The sequence below is a fragment of the Carnobacterium divergens DSM 20623 genome, assembly GCF_000744255.1.
Classification (GTDB): Bacteria; Bacillota; Bacilli; order Lactobacillales; family Carnobacteriaceae; genus Carnobacterium; species Carnobacterium divergens.
The window spans coordinates 2,000,275-2,020,456 of sequence record NZ_JQLO01000001.1; the positions used below are offsets into that span (position 1 = coordinate 2,000,275).

Consider the following 20,182-nt stretch of genomic DNA (forward strand, 5'->3'; position numbering starts at 1 on the left):
ATCATAAACGTTCAATCTGCTCAACCTCTTTCTTAAAATTAATGACATCTTGGTCTGTTCCACTGAATTCAAATTCAAAAATCATCGGAACGTTGTAAAGTTTGGCTAAATCTTTTGCTGTGAAAACAAACAAGTCCGCAAAATTACGATTTCCACCACCTGCAACACCCTTTAAGTGTTGTTGGTTATCGCCATATTCAATAAAATCATTGATAATCTCAGTGACTTCGATGTCATATGTCGGTGCAACTACAATATAATCTTCTTCAATTGGTTGAAAAGGATTCGTTGCATTGACTTCATAGCTATCTAACCCTAGCTTTTTGACAAATCTTCTTGTTTGTCCAGTCAATGAAAAGTAAACGATTTTCATATTGCTTTCAGTTCTTTTAGACGTTCAGGCTGAAATCCAACGATTGGCTCAATTCCTTCCACTAAAACAACAGGAACACTCATAAACCCTTTTTCTTTTAAGAAATTAAGATGATCTTCATCTTCCATGATATTTCTTTCATGAAATTCAATATTTTCGTTCTTTAATAAGAACTTTGTCATATCACATTGTGGACAATTTGGTTTACTATATACATGAATTTTACTCATTTTCAATTCCTCCAGTTACGTAAAAAATTAATTAATTTATTCAACAAATTCTATTATAGGCTACCCGAGAAAGAAACACAATATATTGTACCTAAATCTTCATTTTTATTTAACAATACTATATATAGCGTTTGTTTTTTTCTTAAGGAAACCTTATTATAGTCTAATTTACAGGAAAAAAGCAATCAATTTCTACTGCGTTTCCCTTTATTTTTTAGTTGCTGCTTGTTTTAACTTGTTCTAACAACCTTTCGCCACAAAAAAATAAAACAACTAAATGTTGCCCTCTCTTTTAAGGAAACATTTAGCAGTTTATTTATAAGTGATCGGTTCCTGCTGGCAACCCTTTTTCAACATCAATCATAACTGTATCGATTACTTCATCATTTTCATCAAAAAAGATTAGGTTGACTGGATTGACATTGTTTCTTAGTTTCCAGCCATCAATGCAATCAATTGTTTCTGATTGCCCAACATATTTATCCGCATTTTGAATCAACTCATTATCAGTGTCTGTTAAACTAGCATACTCAAAGTAGGCTTGCGAAATGTACGTATCTCCATCTGGCATAGCGGATGCTTGGCTAATGTCTAAATAAGTATCATTAGCAGACATCTCTTCTTCACTATTGTTTTTAAATGTATAATAAATAAGCACTGCTGGTAATGCTTCGTTATCCCGAACTACTTTATAGCCTGTAAGCTGCAATTCAAAAGTTTCTCCAGTAACGGTTTTATTTAATTTGTAAAACTTATCATAATTAAAGGCATTCTCAATAGTATTTGACTCTTTTTTCATTCTAGTACAACCTACCAATAAAAATACCATAAAAAGAAATACGATGATTTTCTTTGACTTTCCCACTTATTTCCCTCCCTTTAAGTCTTCTTCTTTTTATTAATTATAACATATTCAATTTATCTATTCTTGAATTAAATAAAAATCAGTTCTTAGAAATGATTTCTCTAAGAACTGATTTTTTGATTATCTAACTATTCTTGTTCGACGTTTATGCGTAAAGTATAACGTAGACAAGCCTAATAATAATACTCCTACTTGTTGAATCAGTTGATTCCTCTCATCTTCCCCAGTTTGTGGCAGTTTTTGATTCACTGGCGGTGTTGGATTCATTGGCGGCAAAGGACTAGGTTGCGTGTTAGTTTGAGGTACTATCGGCTTAGTGACAATCGTTTGAACCTCATTACTATCTAAGTCTTGACCTTCTGTTATAGATGGATCATCCGAAACAAGAGAGGCAATATTTGAAATGGTTGTTGTCTCACTGGGAATATCTGTAATCTTCACTTGGAATCGAATAGTCACACTTTGATTCCCTCGTAATCCTTCAACCATCACAGAAAGGTGACGTCCTTGCCAAATAGTATCATCTGCCAACTTAATGCTTTCACCTGTTGTATTAGTAACTGTTGTGCTGTCTGGAAGATAGGCAGTATGCTCTGGTATAGTATCTGTAACTTGACCAGACCACAGACCGCCATTGGGTCCATTTTTCACGACTAATTCATAGGTTAATACCTCCCCAACTGTGGCATTTTTTTGATCGACCACTTTTAAAATTGATATTTCAGAGGCTATTTTATTGTCTACGGACGGATGTTGTTCAATTCGTGTTTCAGGTTGCCCAGCTACTTGAACTGCCGTACCAGTAACATCTGCTGTATTCAAGATAGTAGTGTTCTCAGCTACTTCTTGTCCAATCAGCACCTCAAAGGAAATAGCAGCTTTTTCACCACTAAGCAATCTGCCTACCTCAACTGTAATCGTTTGGCCAACAACATGTTCATCCCCTAACCGTTCTGAGTTTAAATGTAGGGTTCCTTTGATATAACTCAAGCCGTTTGGCAATTGATCTTGCATAACAACTTGATTGACGTTTGCTGGTCCCGTGCTGATATTTTCAATCACAATTTCATAGCGTAATTTATCCCCTACTTTTACTGCTTTTCCACTGACATCTTCTGTTCCTTGGTAAGCTTTCTTAGTAGAATTTAATTTTCCTGGACCAGCCTGTAGAATAAATTCTGTTTCATCTTCTACTGGCTCCGTTAGAACTCCGTCCCCATTTGCACCAATAAATGTTGCTTTATTAACAATCGCTTTATCAAACTCAAGAGAGGTTACTAGAACCTTGAATTCAATGGTTAATTCTTCATTTTCTGCTAGCTTAATGTCTTTGATTGTTAACGAATTATTTTTCCAAATACCTGCATCTGCAATGTCTTTATTTGCAATTTTAGTCGTATTTGGTTGGTAACGAACTCCTGCTGGTAACGTATCCGTCACTACACCATCTTGTAAGAAACCTGCATTTTTGGCATTGCTAACAACCAAGCGGTACGTCAAAATAGTATTGGTAAAAGAATGCCCATTGAATTGAGGTGTTCCGTCTGTAACTGTTTTTATAATGTTTGGTTCTGGTTGCGCATTATTTAAAACATTAGGTGTTTCTTTTAATTCCGTTTCTTTTTCAGGTTCTTCTGAATTGACAGCGGTCATTCCTTTTGCTGTTGCAATATTTGCAATAGTTCCACTTGCTTTATTGGTTATTTTCACATCAAATATCACAACTGCTTTTTCTCTTGATTTCAAGGTACCAATGTTCAATGATAAGAATTGTTTCTCTTGATTAACGGCATCATCACTTTGTTGAATCAATTGGTTATCTTTTTCTAAATAAAGAGTATTTGGCAAATAGGATACTCCACTTGGAAGTAAATCTTCAACAATAACATCATGTACTTCTGAAAGTTTTTTCTCGCTTTTATTTTCTACTATCACTTTATAGCGAATGGTGTCATTAACATTAACTACTGTGTTATGAATGTTGTCACCATCTGATCCATCTGCATGAACGGCATAAACGGATTTAATCGCATCAATTTCACCTGGATCCGCAATAACATCAAATTTTGCACTGTCTTTTTGTTCCGTTATTGGATTATTGTAACTGTCTGTTCCGTTCATATAAGCAGTATTTAAAATATCTGTAACTACTTGCGGAACAGCTACTTTTACTTTGAATTTGATTTCCATCATTTCGCCACCAGCCAATTCAATATTACTTAATTTGAATTGATTGTTTGTCCAACTAAGTTGATCGGTATTATCTTCGATAGAAACGCCATTTATTGTGGTTGTTCCAGGTTGGTACTGTACTTCTTTTGGTAAGTTGTCTTCAACCGTTCCGTTTTTCAACACACTCGCACCTACTTCATTATGCAAAACGAGTGTGTAGATTAGGATACTCTCATTAAATACTACTGTTTTATTTGTCGCATTTTCTTCGGTAACAGATTTTTTAATGCTTGGTTTTGGATGAACTTCATTTTTAACTGAATTCGTTGGAATTTCTCCAATTTCTAAATTTTCACGATTTGGATCTTGTGGATCTGAGGGGGTTGGCGTCACAATCCCGTTAACTAAAGCTATATTGGTTAATAGTCCATCCGCCTTTTTATCCACGGTTACTTCAAAGCGAATAATCGCTTTTTCACCACTTAACAGATGTCCTATCGCTAAGTTTAAATAGTCGTTTCCATTTGAATCTGTAATTACGTTATCTGCTACGGTTTTTCCATTGACGGTTGTGGTACCTTTGATATAATTTAACCCCACTGGAATTGCATCTGTCACTACAATGTCGCGTACTTCAGAAATATCTAGCTCTGTATTGGTTACGATAATTTCATAGCATAAAGTATCGCCAATCTTAACTACTTGATTTTCAATTGGCTCACCAGCTTTATTGTAGACCGCTTTGACGGGTTCAATCTTACCTGGTCGTGGAACTACGTTTAATTTAGCGGAATCTGAAGCTTCTTCGGATGGTAGATTGTCTTTATCGGTACCATTAAAGGTTGCTTTATTTACAATTCCTGCCGTTGCTTTAGCAACGGTTATTTTAGCTTTAAATGTAATCGTCATAAATTCACCTGAAGCTAATTCAATTTGATCAAATCTAAAATTGTTGCCATTCCAATAGTTTTTTTCAGCATCTTGCCCATTTATTTGAGTAGTTCCTTCTTGATAAATAACGCCATCTGGCAATTTATCTGTTACAACCCCGTTATAAAGGTGTCCACTTCCCTCTTCATTGCGTACAATTAAGGTGTAGACTACTGTGTCTCCATTAAAGTTATTCTCTTGACTAACTGATTTTTCAATACTTGGTTTTGGTTTAGCTTCGTTCACTACTGGTGGTGTTTGACTACTATCTGGTTCAGCTGGCTCGTTTGGTTTAGGTGTAATTACCCCATTGGCTACAGCAATATTAGTTAATTTCCCACTCGCATTTGACATAACTTCAACCTCAAAAGAAATAACCGTTTGTTCCTTGCTGGCTAAATGTCCAATTGAAACTTCAAGCAGTTGATTTCCTGGACTAGCAGGGTTTTCAAAAATAAGTTCGTCGTCATTTGACATTAATTGATTATTAACAGTTAATGTATTTTTCACATATTTTAGACCTGTTGGAATAGCATCTTTTACAATCACATCACGTACTTCAGAAAAAGGAGTCTCAGTAATGTTCGAGACACTAATTTCATAGCGAATTGTCTCGCCAACTTTAACCTTATGATTATTGATATCTGTGCCATCTTTCCCATAGACCGCTTTTTTGGCTTCTAGTTTGCCGGGACTGTTGATAATTGTAACCGTCACATCGTCTTTTTTAGGCGGTAGCTTGTTTCCGTCACCGTCTTCACCCACAACTGTTGCTTCATTGAGGATGTTCATTGGAACTGCAGTTGCCGCTACTTTAACGGTAAAACTAATCTTCATTTCTTGTCCACTAACTAATTCAATATTTTCTTTTTTGAAAGTATTTCCTTGCCAATTTTCATCTCCTACTGACTTCCCATCAATAAAGGTTGATTTCGGTTTGTAAACAAGACCCTGTGGCAAGGAATCTTCTACCACACCATTTTTTAGTAACCCTGCTCCTGTTTGATTCGTTACAATTAACGTGTAGATTAACTCGTCTTCGTTAAATGCAGGTAGTGGTACCATCTCATGAGTTGTTTCATTTGTTGTGCCCACAGCTTTTACTGACTTTCTAATGGTTGGTTCAGGTTGAATCAGATTATTTACTGGTGGTGTTGTTTTATCACCAGTCGGCGTATCTGTTTCAGTTGGTGTCTGATTTGTTGTTCCATTTGCGATTGCAATATTTTTTAATGTTCCACTCGCATTTTTAGAAACGACTACTTCAAAGGATACCGTTGCTGTTGCTAAACTTCCTAATGTACCGATTGGTAGATTTAAATGGTAGATTCCAGTTTTTGAATCTAATGTAATAGCATCATCTTTTTGCAATACTCCATCTAAGGTTAACGAACCTGCTACATAAGTTAAACCAAATGGAATTTCATCTTTCAAGTGAACCTCTCGAACTTCGGAAAGAGGTGCTTCAGTTGTATTTGACACAATAATTTCGTAACGAATTGTGTCTGACACACTAACTTTCCCATCATTAATTGATTCACCCGCTTGGTTATAGACTGCTTTTTTGGCTTCTAACTCGCCTGTATTGCTAATCACTTTAACAGGAACTTTGGCTTCAACCTTCTTAGTACCTTCGCCATTGACATCTTTACCTAGGAAGCTGGCTGTATTGGTAATTGTTTGAAGTTCTTTGACTTTTATTTTAACTTTAAAACGAATGGTCATTTCTTGATTCTCGATTAACTCAATATCTCTTTTATTAAAGATATTGTCTTTCCAATTGTCATCATTTACTTTTTTGCCATCGATTTCTGTCGAGCCCTCCACATAGGTAATTCCGACTGGTAAACGATCTTCAACTTCTCCAAAATACAATTTACCTGCGTTTTTTTCATTTTTGATGACTAAGGTATAGTAAAATTCATCGTCATTGAATGCAACACCTTGATTATCCAACGATTTTGTAATGGATGGTGCAATTGGAACGCTATTTTTAACGGTTTCAGTTTCTGCTTTTGATGGTTTGGTAATGGTCAAATCATCTGGTTGCAAGGCTACTTCCCCTTCGGATTGGGCTGTATTCGTGAATTCTCCACTAGCCGAATCAAGTACGATAACATCTAATAAAATTTCAATTGACTTACCACCTGTCAATTCTTTTAGTTCAACAGAAAGAGTTTCTTCCCCTTGATCATTTTTTGTTACTTTCGCAATCGCAGTATTATCCCCCACTACTTTCAACGTATTATCAACATAATAAACGCTACTTGGTAACAGGTCACTTACTGTTATATTTTTAATAGTTGAAAGTGACTTGCCTTCGTTTTTCACTACAATTCTGTATTGAATTTGATCGCCAACTTGAAGTTTTTCTCCATTGATATTGGTTGCAATTTTCCCTGTAGAATATACAGCTTTTGTCGCGGACAGTACCCCTGGTGAAGCAACAATATCAAATTTTGCTTCGGCTGTGTTGCCGATAACTTCTTTTTTATCTTTGTCTGTTCCTTTAATTGAAACTTTATTTACGATATCTGTTTTCAACTGTTCTGATTTCACTTTTACTTTAAAAAGAACTTTGAAGGATTCGTTTTCTGCCAAGGTAAATCCTGAAATTCTTAACTTTCCTTCTATCCACACATCTTGATCTTTTAACTTTTCAATTTTTCCGTCTTCGTAATGAATCTCTGTACTTTCTGCAATATAACTTACTTCATCTGGTAATTTTTTATCCTCAATTTCGCCATTAAAAAGAACTCCTGCATTTTTCCCATTGGCAACTGTTAAGGTATAAGTCAATGTATCTTCATTAAAAGTTTGCAAATTTTCATTTTCTTTTGCGTTACGAATCTCCTCACCTACATTACGGCCCACTTCTTTTTTGATCGTTGGTTTTGGAGGCACATGATTTTGAACGCGGTCTGAATCATGTGTTTCAGCAGGTTTTGTTGGTTTGTCCTCTTCAGGTAACTTAGGATCCGTTGGTTCGGTAATGACATTTCCTTTTGAGGTTGCAATATTCGTTATTTCACCACTCGCTTCTTTTGTAACCGTCACTTTGAATGTTAGTGTAGCAAATTCACCGCCTTTGAGCGTCCCAACTAAAGCATCAATGGCTTGCTTTTCAATGTTGATAGTGTCTTCATCTTTTAGAGCAGTGACGGTGTCTCCAATTGTTAACTCCAAACTATTGGGCACATAAGCCAATCCTTTTGGCAACTGATCCTGTAAGTGAACGTTTTTCACTTCAGTTGCTCTATCGCCTGTATTGGCTACGCTAATTTGATAAGCAATTGTATCATTAACTTGAACATTTCCATTGTTGATCGTGCTATCTAGCGAGCCATCTTCCGTTAAGCTATAAACTTCTTTCGTTGCTGCGAGTTTACCTGGACTTGGAACAAGTTCAAATTCTGCCTCAGCATCCTTTTCGTAATTTTTGGAATCCTTTCCTTCATTACTTGTTCCCGTAATTTTCGCATAATTAATAATGGGTTTTTCAAATACAGCCTCTATCACTTTAACTTGGTATTGGATGGTAATGGTTTCTCCCTCTTTTAAAGTTAGTCCTGATAAGGAGAAATTACGCTCATTCCAATACTTGTCATTTTGAGCGCCTTCATGAATAACGCCATTTTGATCGATAATAACTGTGCTACCTGTTTCATAGGCCACTTCATCTGGTAGCTGATCTGTTACTTTGCCATTTACTAATAAACCGGCTTTTTTTGTATTGCTTATTACAAGTTCGTAATTTAAAACGTCATCTTTAAAAGCAAACTTACGATCAATTGACTTTGTGATTGTTGGATCTGGATCAACTACTGTGGTTGTACTTGAGTTGGGAGGGTTTAAAGAAATATCCGGCTGTGACGGTGTTTTATCAATAAATCCAACTACTTGCGCTTCATTTTTCAATGTTCCACTTGCTTGTTTCGTCACTCTAACATTAAATGTAACGACTGTTCGCTTGTCTAGTTCTTGATTGGTTCCTTGTAAATTCTTAATCTTAACAGTTAAAATAGGATGCATGGGATCTGCTGTATTCATTTCTGCATCTGCATCTTCAACAACTTTTCCTGATCTAGTAACCGTTAACGTACCTTGCATATATTCTAAACCTTCTGGTATAACATCTTTGATTTCGATATCTCGAACCGCCGTATTTTCATCTAATGGATTCCAAACAACAATTTGGTACTGAATAATGTCTCCAACAGCTACATTTTCTCCGTCATTAGATTCGCCAACAGCACCATCCACAACTGGAAAGACAGATTTCTCTGATTCTAGTTCTCCTGGTTGGAAAACGAATCTTGTGTCTACTTTGTCTTTATCAGTTGTTTTAAAAAGTTTATCTTTGTCGGTCCCACTAACTTCGGCCTCATTTTTCAAGATTTCCCCAGCAATTGACACATCTGGAATCACCTTAAAGGTAATGACTGCCTGTTGGGTACGGTTCATTGTTAAATCACTAATGGTTAAAATATCTCGTCCTTCTGTATTTTGGCTCCATGAAGAAGTCACATTACGAAATTCTCTTTTCAAAGCTGGATCTGTTATTAACTTTGTAGTGGGTTTTGTATCAATTATAATCGTAGCGTCTCCTAGTGGTTTTAAACCTGCTGGCAAGATATCGGTTATGACGCCATTATGAAGTGCTCCGGATTCTTCATCTAAGGTGACAACCAACCTGTATTCAAAGGGTTCTCCAACATAACCTACCGAATTAGCACTTTTTTGAATCTTAACGTTAGGTTTAATGTAGTTTTCTACTGAATTTGACGTGTAGTCAATAGACGCTCCCCATGAATTGTCAACAAAATCATTCTCTCTTACTTGTCCTTTTACTAATGCCGTATTTTCTAGAATCCCACTAGCATCTGGGGTTAATTCTACTTCAATTGTAATTAACATTCTCGCATCTTTAGGATCGTTTGTAATACTTAACAATTTATTTCTAGCAATTCTAGATACTGCAATTGATAGTTCATTTCCTTTTAACTCAAATAATTTTGAATTAATTGGTTTCGCCCCATCAATAGAAACTTTAATTTTAGATGGATCACTTACATTAATTCCAGCTGGTAATGTGTCAATAATATCAGTAGGTTTAATTTGACTATAGAGTTCACCTATTGCCGTAATTTGTATATCGTAACGCAACTTATTACTTCCAATAATAGTTGTTTTATTGTCTTTAATATCTGTAGTGACCCATTTTTCTGTTTGTTCTTTTGATTTTTCAAGAACTTCTACGGTTTTATCCACCTTTAAACTAATTGCTTTTTTAGGGTGAGCCATTACTTCAGCTTTATTTGCAAATTTTATAGATGCTTTTCCATTTTTATCAATCCCCATACCATTAATAGACATGGTGTACATCTGCATAAATGCTTTTGAATCTCTAGGAGTCATAATCCATTCTGTTACTAATTCTAATTTTTCGCCCGCTCCTAAAGGTTCTTTTATAGTAAATCCATTATTTTCATCTGTTAAGTCTATTTGATAGTCCAAAATATAGCCTTCTTCAACACTGCCTTGCATTTGCCAAACATCGTCATCATTCAAAGAAATTCGATCAACTTCAACATTATCTTTGTATCTAATTAGAACTGGATTAGGCAACTTCCTTAAACCACGTGCACTAGCTTGTGGAATACCTGCATCTGAAGGAATGGAAATGAAGTGCGCTTTGACAACATCTGTTCCATCTGTATAAATCATTTCTTGTCTGAATGTTACCTTATCTCCATAATAACCTTCAATTATATCCGCTGTTACTTTATTTTCAATAATTGGAGCAAGCGCAATTAACCCTAATTCATTTGGGTTTCCTTCACTAGCATTACTAATTCTGTTGGCCTCTCCTTCAAATTCAAACTTATATTGTTCACCGTTATCTCCTGTTATTAAATATCCAGATGCCTCTAATATCATAATAGAATATTTTGATGCGTCTTTGTTCTCTCTTAAAGGTAAATAGGCTACACCTTTATCATCTGTATAAATAGTATAAATTTCATCATCTGCTAGGACATTTTTCACACCTAGTTTAACATTAGGGATTGTCATTCCTGATAAGCTATCTTTCGTGACAACCTTTGTTGCTTGAGGATAAGTCCCTTTCAGTATGAATTCTGAAGAAGAAACACTTTTTTTATTAGAGGTTTCATAGTAGATATCAAAATTCGGTTTAAAATCATTAAACCCTGAATGTAAATTAAAAATTGAATCGTAATTAACTCCAAGTTTTAAAAGCAAGGAAAAATCATAAGTGTACGTACCCGCAGGAAGATTATCTCCTATAAATCCATCCTCCATATCTTCATAAAAATCATAATATGCATCATTTGAGTTTCCAGAAGAATCTGTATACGTAATATCTATAGGGGTTGTAATCCCAGTATCTGTCCAAAATGAATCCAACCCCAAATTGTTATCAAATCTTAACTCATTGAAGTCTTCTTCACTTGTAATCGTCATTCTAAATCGGACTTCTTTTTTATAATCACTTGGAGTCGCTAGTGTAGGATTCGTTATTTCATTTCCACTTTCATCAATCACTGCGAAACTTGTTTTTACATCTGCAGATTTAACTTGTTTTGTTTTTTCTAGGTTCTCTGATTCCTTTGAATTTTCTACTTTTTCTTCTTTATTTACAACAACCGTTAGCGGTCGTGCAGTATATGTTTGTCCATCTCTCGTGGTTTGAACTGTAATATTATGACTTCCTGACTCTACTCCTTTAAACACCAATAAAACTTTTTTAGGTTTTTGTTCTTTTTCTTCAACGGGTGGTGTATTTTCTATTTTAGAAGCAACTTCAGCTTCTTCTTTAGAAAGTAATCCTGCTTTTTCTGCAAGTGTCGTTGCTTCTTGTTGAACCTCTTCTTGCGTTTCATTCGTTTCTACTGTTGGTGACGTTACCCAGTTCACTAAAATATTCCCAGCTTCTTTACTATACGCCACTGTCACTTGGTTCTCTTGATTTGCACTATTCGTTGCTTCTTGATCTAACTCTAACCCTGGCAAAATCGTAACTGATAATTGCTGATCCGATGGATTATCAGATTTGATAACTGTCGTTAATTTTTCTCCCAATAAAATAGAAGCTTGGTCTAGTTTCTCTCCCGCTTCATTTGTAAAATATAAATCTTCAATTTGATTATTAACCCCGTCAGCAAATGCTTTGACACTTGTGGTTGCTGTTGCAATGACTTGAATAAACATGCTCAAAGTCAATAACCAATGAATTAATTTGCTTTTTTTCATTTTTTATCCTACTCCTTTCAGATTTAAATACCGATCATTCCTCATTTTTTTTATCTTCATCTACGACTGTAACAGTTGCTGGATTGGTTTTCTGCTCTAGTTTTTCTTCCGTTATCTCACTAGAAACTTCACTTTTTTCTGGTGAACTTTCTTTATTTTTATGATTCTGACAAGCTCCCAAGCTTACCAACAACAGACAAAGTAATAAAATATTGATTAATTTTTTCATTTTTTTCTTCCCCCCTACACTAAAATAATCGATTTTTTAAACATATTACATTCTATATTGAAAGTATCAAAATAACTGATTTTTATATATATATAAACCACCCACTATCAAAACATTATATCAAACAAAATAACAAACGATTTTTTTATTTTTTCTCTTTTTCAAGTAATTTATAAAAATAAAAATAAGGAATCATGATTATTTTATATCTCCTCACATTCGATCTAATCTACTGTTCACTTTACCTACAGCGATTATGTTCGAATCTTCCCTATCAAGATTTCGCGAACCATCAACTTTAAACACACACACATTTTTCATCTGATTTAATAACATTTATTATCTTCATTTCAAACTGAACAATAAAAAAGATACCTTCCAAAAATAGGAAAGTATCTCATAGATCTGTTTGACTTTTTAAACCATCACTCTAGTTTTTTTATCGATTTGTCTAACTATTTTTGAATCTCAATGAAAATAGAACTCTTCTTCTTAGCGTTCTTCACTTATCATCAATTCTTGTGGAACTGCAAATAGATACGTTAAAACAAAAGCAACAGCAAATGTTAACACTCCAACTAAGATATAGGTAATTAATTGATAAGGATCATAAATATACATCAAGGGAGATAAAATCACGGCTAGCCCATAGGAGTTCGCTTGAACGCCTAAAATAGAAAGCAATGCTCCACCAACGGCTGAACAAATTAGCATCACTAATAACGGTTTCATTCCATATCGGAGAGTAATTCCAAATAATGCTGGTTCGCTAACACCTAATAATTGTGTGATTCCTGCACTTGTTCCAATCACCTTGATATTTTTATTTTTGGCTTTAGTACTAATTGCAAAACAAACTGCTGCATTCGCAAATCCATACATCGCACATAGAGTAATCAAAGGATTGAAACCTGTTGACGCTAATAATGTCGTTTCAATCATAATAAATAAATGATGCATTCCCGTCATTACGGCTAACGGATATAAAAAACCAATAATCAATCCGCCAATTCCAAAAGGAACATGAATCAAGCCTTCAACTACATAAACTAAACCATTTTCAACAAAGTGCAACAGTGGTCCCAATATAAGTAATCCTGTTAGCATCATTACAAAAATAACGACAAAAGGGGTGAACATTAAATCTAGTGAATCTGGCATTCTTTTCCGTAAAATCCGCTCTAATTTTGCGCCTAAAATCCCAATGACTAATGCCGTCAAAACACTTCCTTGATATCCCACAATTGGTATAAAGCCAAATGCAATAATCGGATTAACGCCACTGTTAATATCTGCTACAGAATATGCATTAGGAAGCATTGGCGACACTAACATCAATCCTATGACAAATCCAATAATTGGTGTTCCTCCAAATTTTTTAAATGCGGACCAACAAATTAATGCTGGTAAAAAAGCAAAAACAGTGTCTGTTAAAACACTCATCAACGTTAACATATACGCAGGTATATGGTCGGCTGAAGTTCCAAAAAATCCCAAGACTGTATCATTTAACACAACACCTTTTAGTCCGAGAAATAGACCCGTTGCAACAATTCCCGGAATAATTGGAATGAAGATATCCGCTAACGTACGAATCCCTCGTTTGATTGGATTGCCTTCTTTTTTGATTTCTTCTAAATTGGTAACCTTGTCTTGAAAGACAGGATTATTTTGAATAATCGACTCGTATACTTTATTTACAATTCCAGTTCCTAAAATAATTTGGTACTGTCCAGCATTAAAAAAGACCCCTTTGACTTGATCAATTTTTTCTATCTCTTGGTCCTCAATCAGCATCCGGTCCTTAACTTCTAGTCGTAAACGAGTTGCACAATGTGTTATCGATAGAATATTTCCTTCGCCAACTACTGCAAGAATGTCTTCGCCTATCTTTTTATAATCTGTCGCCATGTTGTTCCCTCCAAAATTTTCTATTTTACTAAAATACTTTGATACGGTGCAAGTTTGATTTCTTTGCCTAGTAGCTGCGTCGAGTGAGATGTTAAATAAAGCACTTCCACTTCTTTTTCTACTATCAGCGTTTCTGACACAGGACTCAAATTGGTAAAAGAGTATATCTTTTCTCCTCCTAATTCTCGATAATACCCAATAATAGAATCTGGCAATTCCTTCAAGAAATGAATAGCGCCAGTTTTTAAAATTGGACTTATTGGCGAGTTTTGTCTCAACTCAATCATTTTTTTATAAAATTCTAACACTGTATTTTTCGCAGCGTTAATCGTTGGATATTCTTCAGTCATCGCTAACCATGGTTGATGATTTGAAAAACCACCATATTGGCTATTGTCCCATGGCATCGGTGTCCGAGAGTTATCACGGCTTCTCAAGTTAACAAAATTAAGTGCCTCTTTTTCAGAAATTCCCTCTTGTATTGCGCGGTAAAAATTATCAATGCTTGAGATATCATCAAATTGTTTCATATGATGTCGCTCGGCATTAATCATCCCTAATTCTTGACCTTGATAGATGAATGGCGTTCCTCTTAAAAAGAAATACATTGCACCAATTCCCTTAGCAGCTTCGGCTGTTTGAAATTCTTTCTTAACAAGCTTAGACAATGCTCTTGGTTGGTCGTGATTTTCAATAAAATTGGCTCCCCAACCTGCATTTTGTAGCGCTTCCTGAGATTGAATTATTAATTCTTTAAATTCTTTTGTAGTCCAGTTGGTTCGTTTAAACCAATCAGATCCAGATTCCACATCAATATCTGCATAATGGAAATCAAAAATCATTGAAAAATAACCCTCTTCTCCAATAAAATCTGAAAATTCATCGTAAGCCACTCCTGGAGCTTCTCCAACAGTTACACAATTGTATTTCTCAAAAGTCTCTTTCTTTAATTCATTCAGGAAAAATTCGATTCCTGGTTGATTTCTAGTCTTATGCTTGCAAGACACGAGACCGTCTACACCATCAGCAGGTAGACTTTCATAGTTCTGATCCTTCTTGATAAACGTAATCGAATCAATACGAAACCCTGCAATTCCCTTTTCAAGCCAACGATTAATCATCTGATACAACTCTTGGCGTAGCTCTGGATTTTCCCAATTTAAATCGGGCTGCTTTTTATCAAAGACATGCAAGTAGTAGCTCTCTTCTCCTGGAACTTTTTCCCAAACAGATCCTCCAAAAATCGAACGCCAATTATTCGGACGTTCCTTCCCTTCTTTAAAGATGTAATATTCTCGATATTTACTTTTTTTGTCGGCCAATGCTTGCTGAAACCAAGTGTGTTCGTCTGAGGTATGATTGATGACAAGATCTAGCATCAGCTTAATCTCTAGTTTTTTTGCTTCTGCTACTAATTCATCAAACTCTTCCATTGTTCCAAATTCAGGGTTAATGCCTTCAAAATCTGCAATATCATAGCCGTTGTCAACCATTGGTGAGGTAAAAATTGGGCAGATCCAAAGAGTTGTGATGCCTAATTCTTTTAGATAGGGTAACTTTTCTTTGATTCCTTTGATGTCTCCTACACCATCATTATTTGAATCTTTAAAACTCTTGGGATAGACTTGGTAAATAACTTCTTCTTTCCACCAATCTTTTGTTGTTTTGCTCTTTTTCATTTTTTATACCTCTTTTCATTTTGTGGTATCGATATCATATTAAAGATATAAGAAAACCCGTATATGTTTAAACGGATTTTCTTTGAACTAATGTTAATTCAAGTTGTGATTGATCTACTTGGTACGTTGTTTCTTCAATGAGCGAAATCAATAACTTCGTGGATTCTGCACCTAATGCGGCAACAGGTTGATTAATCGTTGTTAGTGGAACGGCCAGTAGTGAAGTAAATGGCTGGTTATCAAAGCCCATGATTGCTATATCTTCAGGAACTTGAAGCTTTTGCTGAAGAGTGTATTCTAAAATCCCCATCGCTACCTCATCACTATTTGTAAAAATAGCATCTGGTCGATTGCTCTCAGGCAACTCGATTAGTTGCTTTGCAACTTGATGGCCATCTTCAATTGTGTGTACTTGTTGAAAAATCCATTCTTTCTTAATAGCTAATTTTTGCTCAAGCATCGCACGTTCAAAGCCTTGCGTCCGCGTTTTTCCATGTCCCTTTGTCGTTAATGTTCCACCTGTACAATAGGCAATTTTCTGATAATTTTTTTTAATCAAAAATTGAATCGCTTCATATGTCGCTTGCTCTTGATTGGTTATGACCTGAGGTACTGCTGCTTCTGGTAGTTGTTCATTGCAAAAAACAATGGGACCAAAAGTTTGATAATCTTCTATCATTTTTGCATCGCCTTCAACTGAGCACATAATCAATCCATTAATAACACTCTGCTTCAACATTTCCAGCATCTTCATTTCTGCATCTGAATCATCATAGGTTTGCATAATCAAAACATTATAGCCATGCTCCTTTGCTTGCTTTTCTATGGCATCCACCAAATAAGAAAAAAATGGGTTGGTGATTCTGGATACTAAAATACCAATCATTGTTCCTTTTTTTGAACGTAGCTGAGTAGCGATTGAGCTAGGGGTATAATTTAGCTCCTCCATTGCTGCTTTAATTCGCTTTTTCTTGTCGTCAGAGATATAAGGATGTTGGTTTAAATACCTTGAAACGGTGGAAACTGAAAGATCAGCCCTTTTTGCTACATCTTTAATCGTCGCCATTTTCAATAACTCCTTTATGGTATCGATTTCATAATCAGTTTAAATGATTGCCCTTACATTGTCAAGACAATTTAAAACTCTATAAGAAAAAAAGAACACTTAAAAAAACTGTTACGTGTCCTTCTACCCTATTTTTTAAATTGCGATTTCTGATTTTTCTTTTACTAGCGTAAAGGAAGTAGTTTCAGCACCAAAATAAGTTTGAATTTCTTTTTGTAATTCATTCATTGCTTGATTAGCACGTTTTGATTGCTTTTCATTGATTGATTCTATCACTAAAATTGCATCTTTAGTTTCTTCTGTCAATAGGGTACGTTGTGCTTCACGCCAATTCAAGCAGCGACAAATTGCGCCTTCATTGTCATAATAAATAAATTCTCCTGCTAACGCTGGCGCATCTTTATCTGCTCCTAAAGGACGAAAAGCTTCTCCGCCAGTTGCTATTCCAAGACGCAACGCCCCATTAATTGAAGCACTATCTTCACCGCCGCAAGGAATTCCATATTTTAAAGATATGCTGTTGTAACAATCTACTAGAGGATTAATCGGGGTAAAGCTTTTTTCTTGGCTCACTCGTTTTAGCAATGCTTCTATTGAGGAACGTGCTCCTTTTTTAGTTTTAAACTTTGAAAAAGCCTCTCTCCATTCAGCAATTACTTCATTTTGGCTAAAAATTTCATCTTTCAAAAACCCTTTTGCTTCTTGCATTGCGTTCGTTAATAAATCAGCAAAATAGGCTTCATTCACTTCCGTTTTGTGATTATCAATGCCTTTAACAATCAGTATATTGAGTTGTCCTTCTGGAAAAACTTCCCAGAAAGCAGGTTCTACAATCATTTTGTTCATTATTACGCCTCCATTGTCGTTACTTTTTTTGTCATAATAATATCTAGTTGTTTTTCGCTTCCCATATAAAATGAATGTTCGCTTGTTTCTACAAATCCTAAGTGTTTATAAAAGTCCCGCGCATGGCTATTGTGTTCCCATACTCCAAGCCAAATTAGCTTTTTCTTTTTTTGATTTGCTAATTCTTCTGCTTTAGCAATCATTTTTCGTCCATACCCTTGACCTTTAGCTGTTTTCTTAATATAAATTCGTTCAACTTCTAAAGCTTCCTCTGCGATATTTTCTGACTGAGCAGTGTTTACATTAACCTTCAAATATCCAACAATTTCTTGCTTGTCCTTCAAAAAAAGAAAGGTTGAATCTGGATTGTTTAATTCATTTCTTAATTGTTCTGTATGGTACGCTTGCTCTAAATAAGTTATTAGATTTTCCGTTGTGTTTTGGTCTTTGAATGTATCGCTAAATGTTTCAATACTCATTTTTTGTAACGCCTGTAAATCACTCTCTCTACAAATACAAAATTCCAAGGTCATCTAATTCCTTCTTTCCTTTTTTAATATGTGCGTTTTTTTCCTTTTTTTACATCGTTCCAATCGTCTTCGATATTTTCTTTGACTCTCTTCAATAAACTCGCAATCTGTTCTTTTTCTTGATTGGTTAAGCCTTTTAGAGCTACTTCATTGGAATAGTGATGTTCTTTAATAATAAACGGAAACGTCTTTTGACCTTTTTCAGTTGGAAAAAGTTTTTTTATTTTCTTATTAGTGTTGTCCATTCTTTTTTCAATAAAGCCTTTTGCTTCAAGCTTTTTAATCGCTCTTGCCGCAGTCGTTCGATCTACTTTTATCATCTCTGCCAACCGATCTTGAATAACACCTGGATTTTCAACAATCCTCACAAGGTAGAGGTATTGGCCTTTGGCTAGATCGTATTCTTTAAATTCTATATTTGCAATTGAATCCAATGCTCTACTTATAATCCCGATATCTCTAAGAATGTCTGTCATATCATATCTCCCTATTATTGGTTACCTTTAGTATAAAATAATATTGTTGTATTTGCAACAATAAAGAAAGACACATCACTCAATGAGGATTGGCAAATCTTTCCTTTGATTCTTTCGCCTATTCTTAGTATAATAATTGTGCCTTTTGGAAAAGTAATCGCGCGAAATAGAATGGAGTTTAGCTATATGACAACTAATTTTTGGGCAGATTTACCAAAGCCCTTTTTTATTTTAGCACCAATGGAGGATGTGACGGATGTCGTCTTTCGCCATGTGATTAAAGAAGCCGGCTCGCCTGACGTCTTTTTTACGGAATTCACAAACTCGGATAGCTATTGCCATCCAGATGGAATCGAAAGCGTACGTGGCCGTTTAGTTTTCACCGAAGACGAGCAGCCAATTGTCGCTCATATATGGGGAGATAAACCAGAATTTTTTAGAGAAATGAGTATTGGATTAGCCGAAATGGGCTTTAAAGGCGTTGATATTAACATGGGCTGCCCGGTTCCAAATGTCGCTGGTCGCGGAAAAGGCAGTGGCCTAATTTTACGCCCAGATGTAGCTGCAGAGTTGATTGAAGCTGCCAAAGCAGGTGGCTTACCCGTTAGCGTCAAAACCCGTATCGGATACAAGGAAATGGCTGAAATGGAAGACTGGATTACTCACTTGCTGAAACAAGACATTGCCAACTTGTCCATTCACTTACGAACACGAGAAGAAATGAGTAAGGTGGATGCCCATTGGGAGATTATTCCTCAAATTATGGCGATTCGCGATCGCATCGCACCTGACACGCTTATCACAATCAACGGCGATATTCCTGATCGTCAAACAGGTTTGATGCTTGCTGAAAAATATGGAGTGGACGGGATTATGATTGGTCGAGGGATCTTTAAAAATCCTTACGCCTTTGAAAAAGAACCTCAAGAGCATTCTTCAAAAGAGCTACTTGGTTTACTACAATTACAACTAGATTTACAAGATCACTATTCAGAGCTAGCTCCACGCTCCATCGTTGGCTTGCATCGTTTCTTTAAAATTTATGTAAAAGGCTTTCCTGGCGCTAGCGATTTACGTGTTAAATTAATGACGACCAAATCGACAGATGAAGTTCGTCAGATTTTGACTGATTTTAACAAGAATGATTCTTTGATTTAATAGGTTGCAAATTTTGAACACTTTCCAGAAATGGGAAGTGTTTTTTGTTTTAAAGATGATTTGCGAAAAAGCTTTTTACTATGTAGTCGTTATTCTAGATAAAAAATGGTAAAAAAAAGACTCTCCATTTTTTGGAAAGTGTTTTTAAATCGACCTATTCTCATTTAAATAATTATTTATTATAAATTTTCGGACCTTTTCGCATGTTTTTACGGTCATTTTTTGGCGCTGTCACTTGGTTTGATCTGCCACCAGATTGTTTGTTTTTAATGATTTCTAACATTTTTTCTTTTGCGTTCATTTCTTCTACCACCTTTAATACTATTATCACTTGCTCACTCTCTTATGTCAATCTAGTATTGGTGATTCGTGTAATAAAAAAGAGCTTCACAACAAAGGTAAAAAACTACTTATTAGATATTATGTACATGAATTATTTAGA

General features: G+C 35.3%; 13 protein-coding genes. 1 reads left to right on the forward strand and 12 read right to left on the reverse strand.

Going from position 1 to position 20,182, the window contains the following annotated elements; translation table 11 throughout:
• Nucleotide 1: 1 nt before the first annotated feature.
• From nrdI to BR52_RS09630, 11 genes are all read right to left on the reverse strand, one after another.
• Entirely contained in the window at nt 2-373 is a 372-nt protein-coding gene (gene nrdI, locus BR52_RS09580) for a class Ib ribonucleoside-diphosphate reductase assembly flavoprotein NrdI (protein WP_034572017.1), read from the reverse strand.
• Entirely contained in the window at nt 370-603 is a 234-nt protein-coding gene (locus tag BR52_RS09585; protein WP_034572020.1) for a glutaredoxin family protein, read from the reverse strand. Before BR52_RS09585 ends, nrdI begins: the two co-directional genes overlap by 4 nt.
• A gap of 316 nt (nt 604-919) precedes the next feature.
• A complete protein-coding gene (locus BR52_RS09590; protein WP_034572023.1) occupies nt 920-1,468 on the reverse strand; it encodes a DUF5067 domain-containing protein in 549 nt (182 codons plus the stop codon).
• 120 nt (nt 1,469-1,588) lie between these two features.
• Nucleotides 1,589-11,845 carry an isopeptide-forming domain-containing fimbrial protein gene (locus BR52_RS09595; protein WP_034572026.1) on the reverse strand — a complete coding sequence of 3,419 codons (10,257 nt, stop codon included), beginning with the start codon at nt 11,843-11,845 and terminating at the stop codon, nt 1,589-1,591.
• Between the two features lie 34 nt (nt 11,846-11,879).
• Nucleotides 11,880-12,074 carry a hypothetical protein gene (locus BR52_RS09600; RefSeq protein ID WP_034572029.1) on the reverse strand — a complete coding sequence of 65 codons (195 nt, stop codon included), beginning with the start codon at nt 12,072-12,074 and terminating at the stop codon, nt 11,880-11,882.
• 492 nt (nt 12,075-12,566) lie between these two features.
• Complete coding sequence (locus tag BR52_RS09605; RefSeq protein ID WP_034572032.1) at nt 12,567-13,985, reverse strand: PTS transporter subunit EIIC; 1,419 nt, start codon at nt 13,983-13,985, stop codon at nt 12,567-12,569.
• A 20-nt stretch (nt 13,986-14,005) separates the two neighbouring features.
• Nucleotides 14,006-15,664, reverse strand: coding sequence for an alpha-glucosidase (locus BR52_RS09610; protein WP_034572035.1), 1,659 nt, complete (start codon nt 15,662-15,664; stop codon nt 14,006-14,008).
• Between the two features lie 67 nt (nt 15,665-15,731).
• A complete protein-coding gene (locus tag BR52_RS09615; protein ID WP_034572037.1) occupies nt 15,732-16,730 on the reverse strand; it encodes a LacI family DNA-binding transcriptional regulator in 999 nt (332 codons plus the stop codon).
• Between the two features lie 135 nt (nt 16,731-16,865).
• On the reverse strand, nt 16,866-17,576 hold the full coding sequence (locus BR52_RS09620; RefSeq protein WP_034572040.1) for a B3/B4 domain-containing protein: 711 nt from the start codon (nt 17,574-17,576) through the stop codon (nt 16,866-16,868).
• Nucleotides 17,577-17,578: 2 nt separating this feature from the next.
• A complete protein-coding gene (locus BR52_RS09625; RefSeq protein WP_034572043.1) occupies nt 17,579-18,109 on the reverse strand; it encodes a GNAT family N-acetyltransferase in 531 nt (176 codons plus the stop codon).
• 20 nt (nt 18,110-18,129) lie between these two features.
• Entirely contained in the window at nt 18,130-18,582 is a 453-nt protein-coding gene (locus BR52_RS09630; protein WP_034572046.1) for a MarR family winged helix-turn-helix transcriptional regulator, read from the reverse strand.
• A gap of 186 nt (nt 18,583-18,768) precedes the next feature.
• On the opposite strand from BR52_RS09630, the gene BR52_RS09635 reads away from it, so the two are divergent.
• Entirely contained in the window at nt 18,769-19,740 is a 972-nt protein-coding gene (locus BR52_RS09635) for a tRNA dihydrouridine synthase (protein ID WP_034572048.1), read from the forward strand.
• A 172-nt stretch (nt 19,741-19,912) separates the two neighbouring features.
• Here BR52_RS09635 and BR52_RS13160 read toward each other — a convergent pair whose 3' ends face one another.
• Nucleotides 19,913-20,041, reverse strand: a complete 129-nt coding sequence (locus BR52_RS13160; RefSeq protein WP_034572051.1) for a hypothetical protein — start codon at nt 20,039-20,041, stop codon at nt 19,913-19,915.
• Nucleotides 20,042-20,182 lie beyond the last annotated feature (141 nt).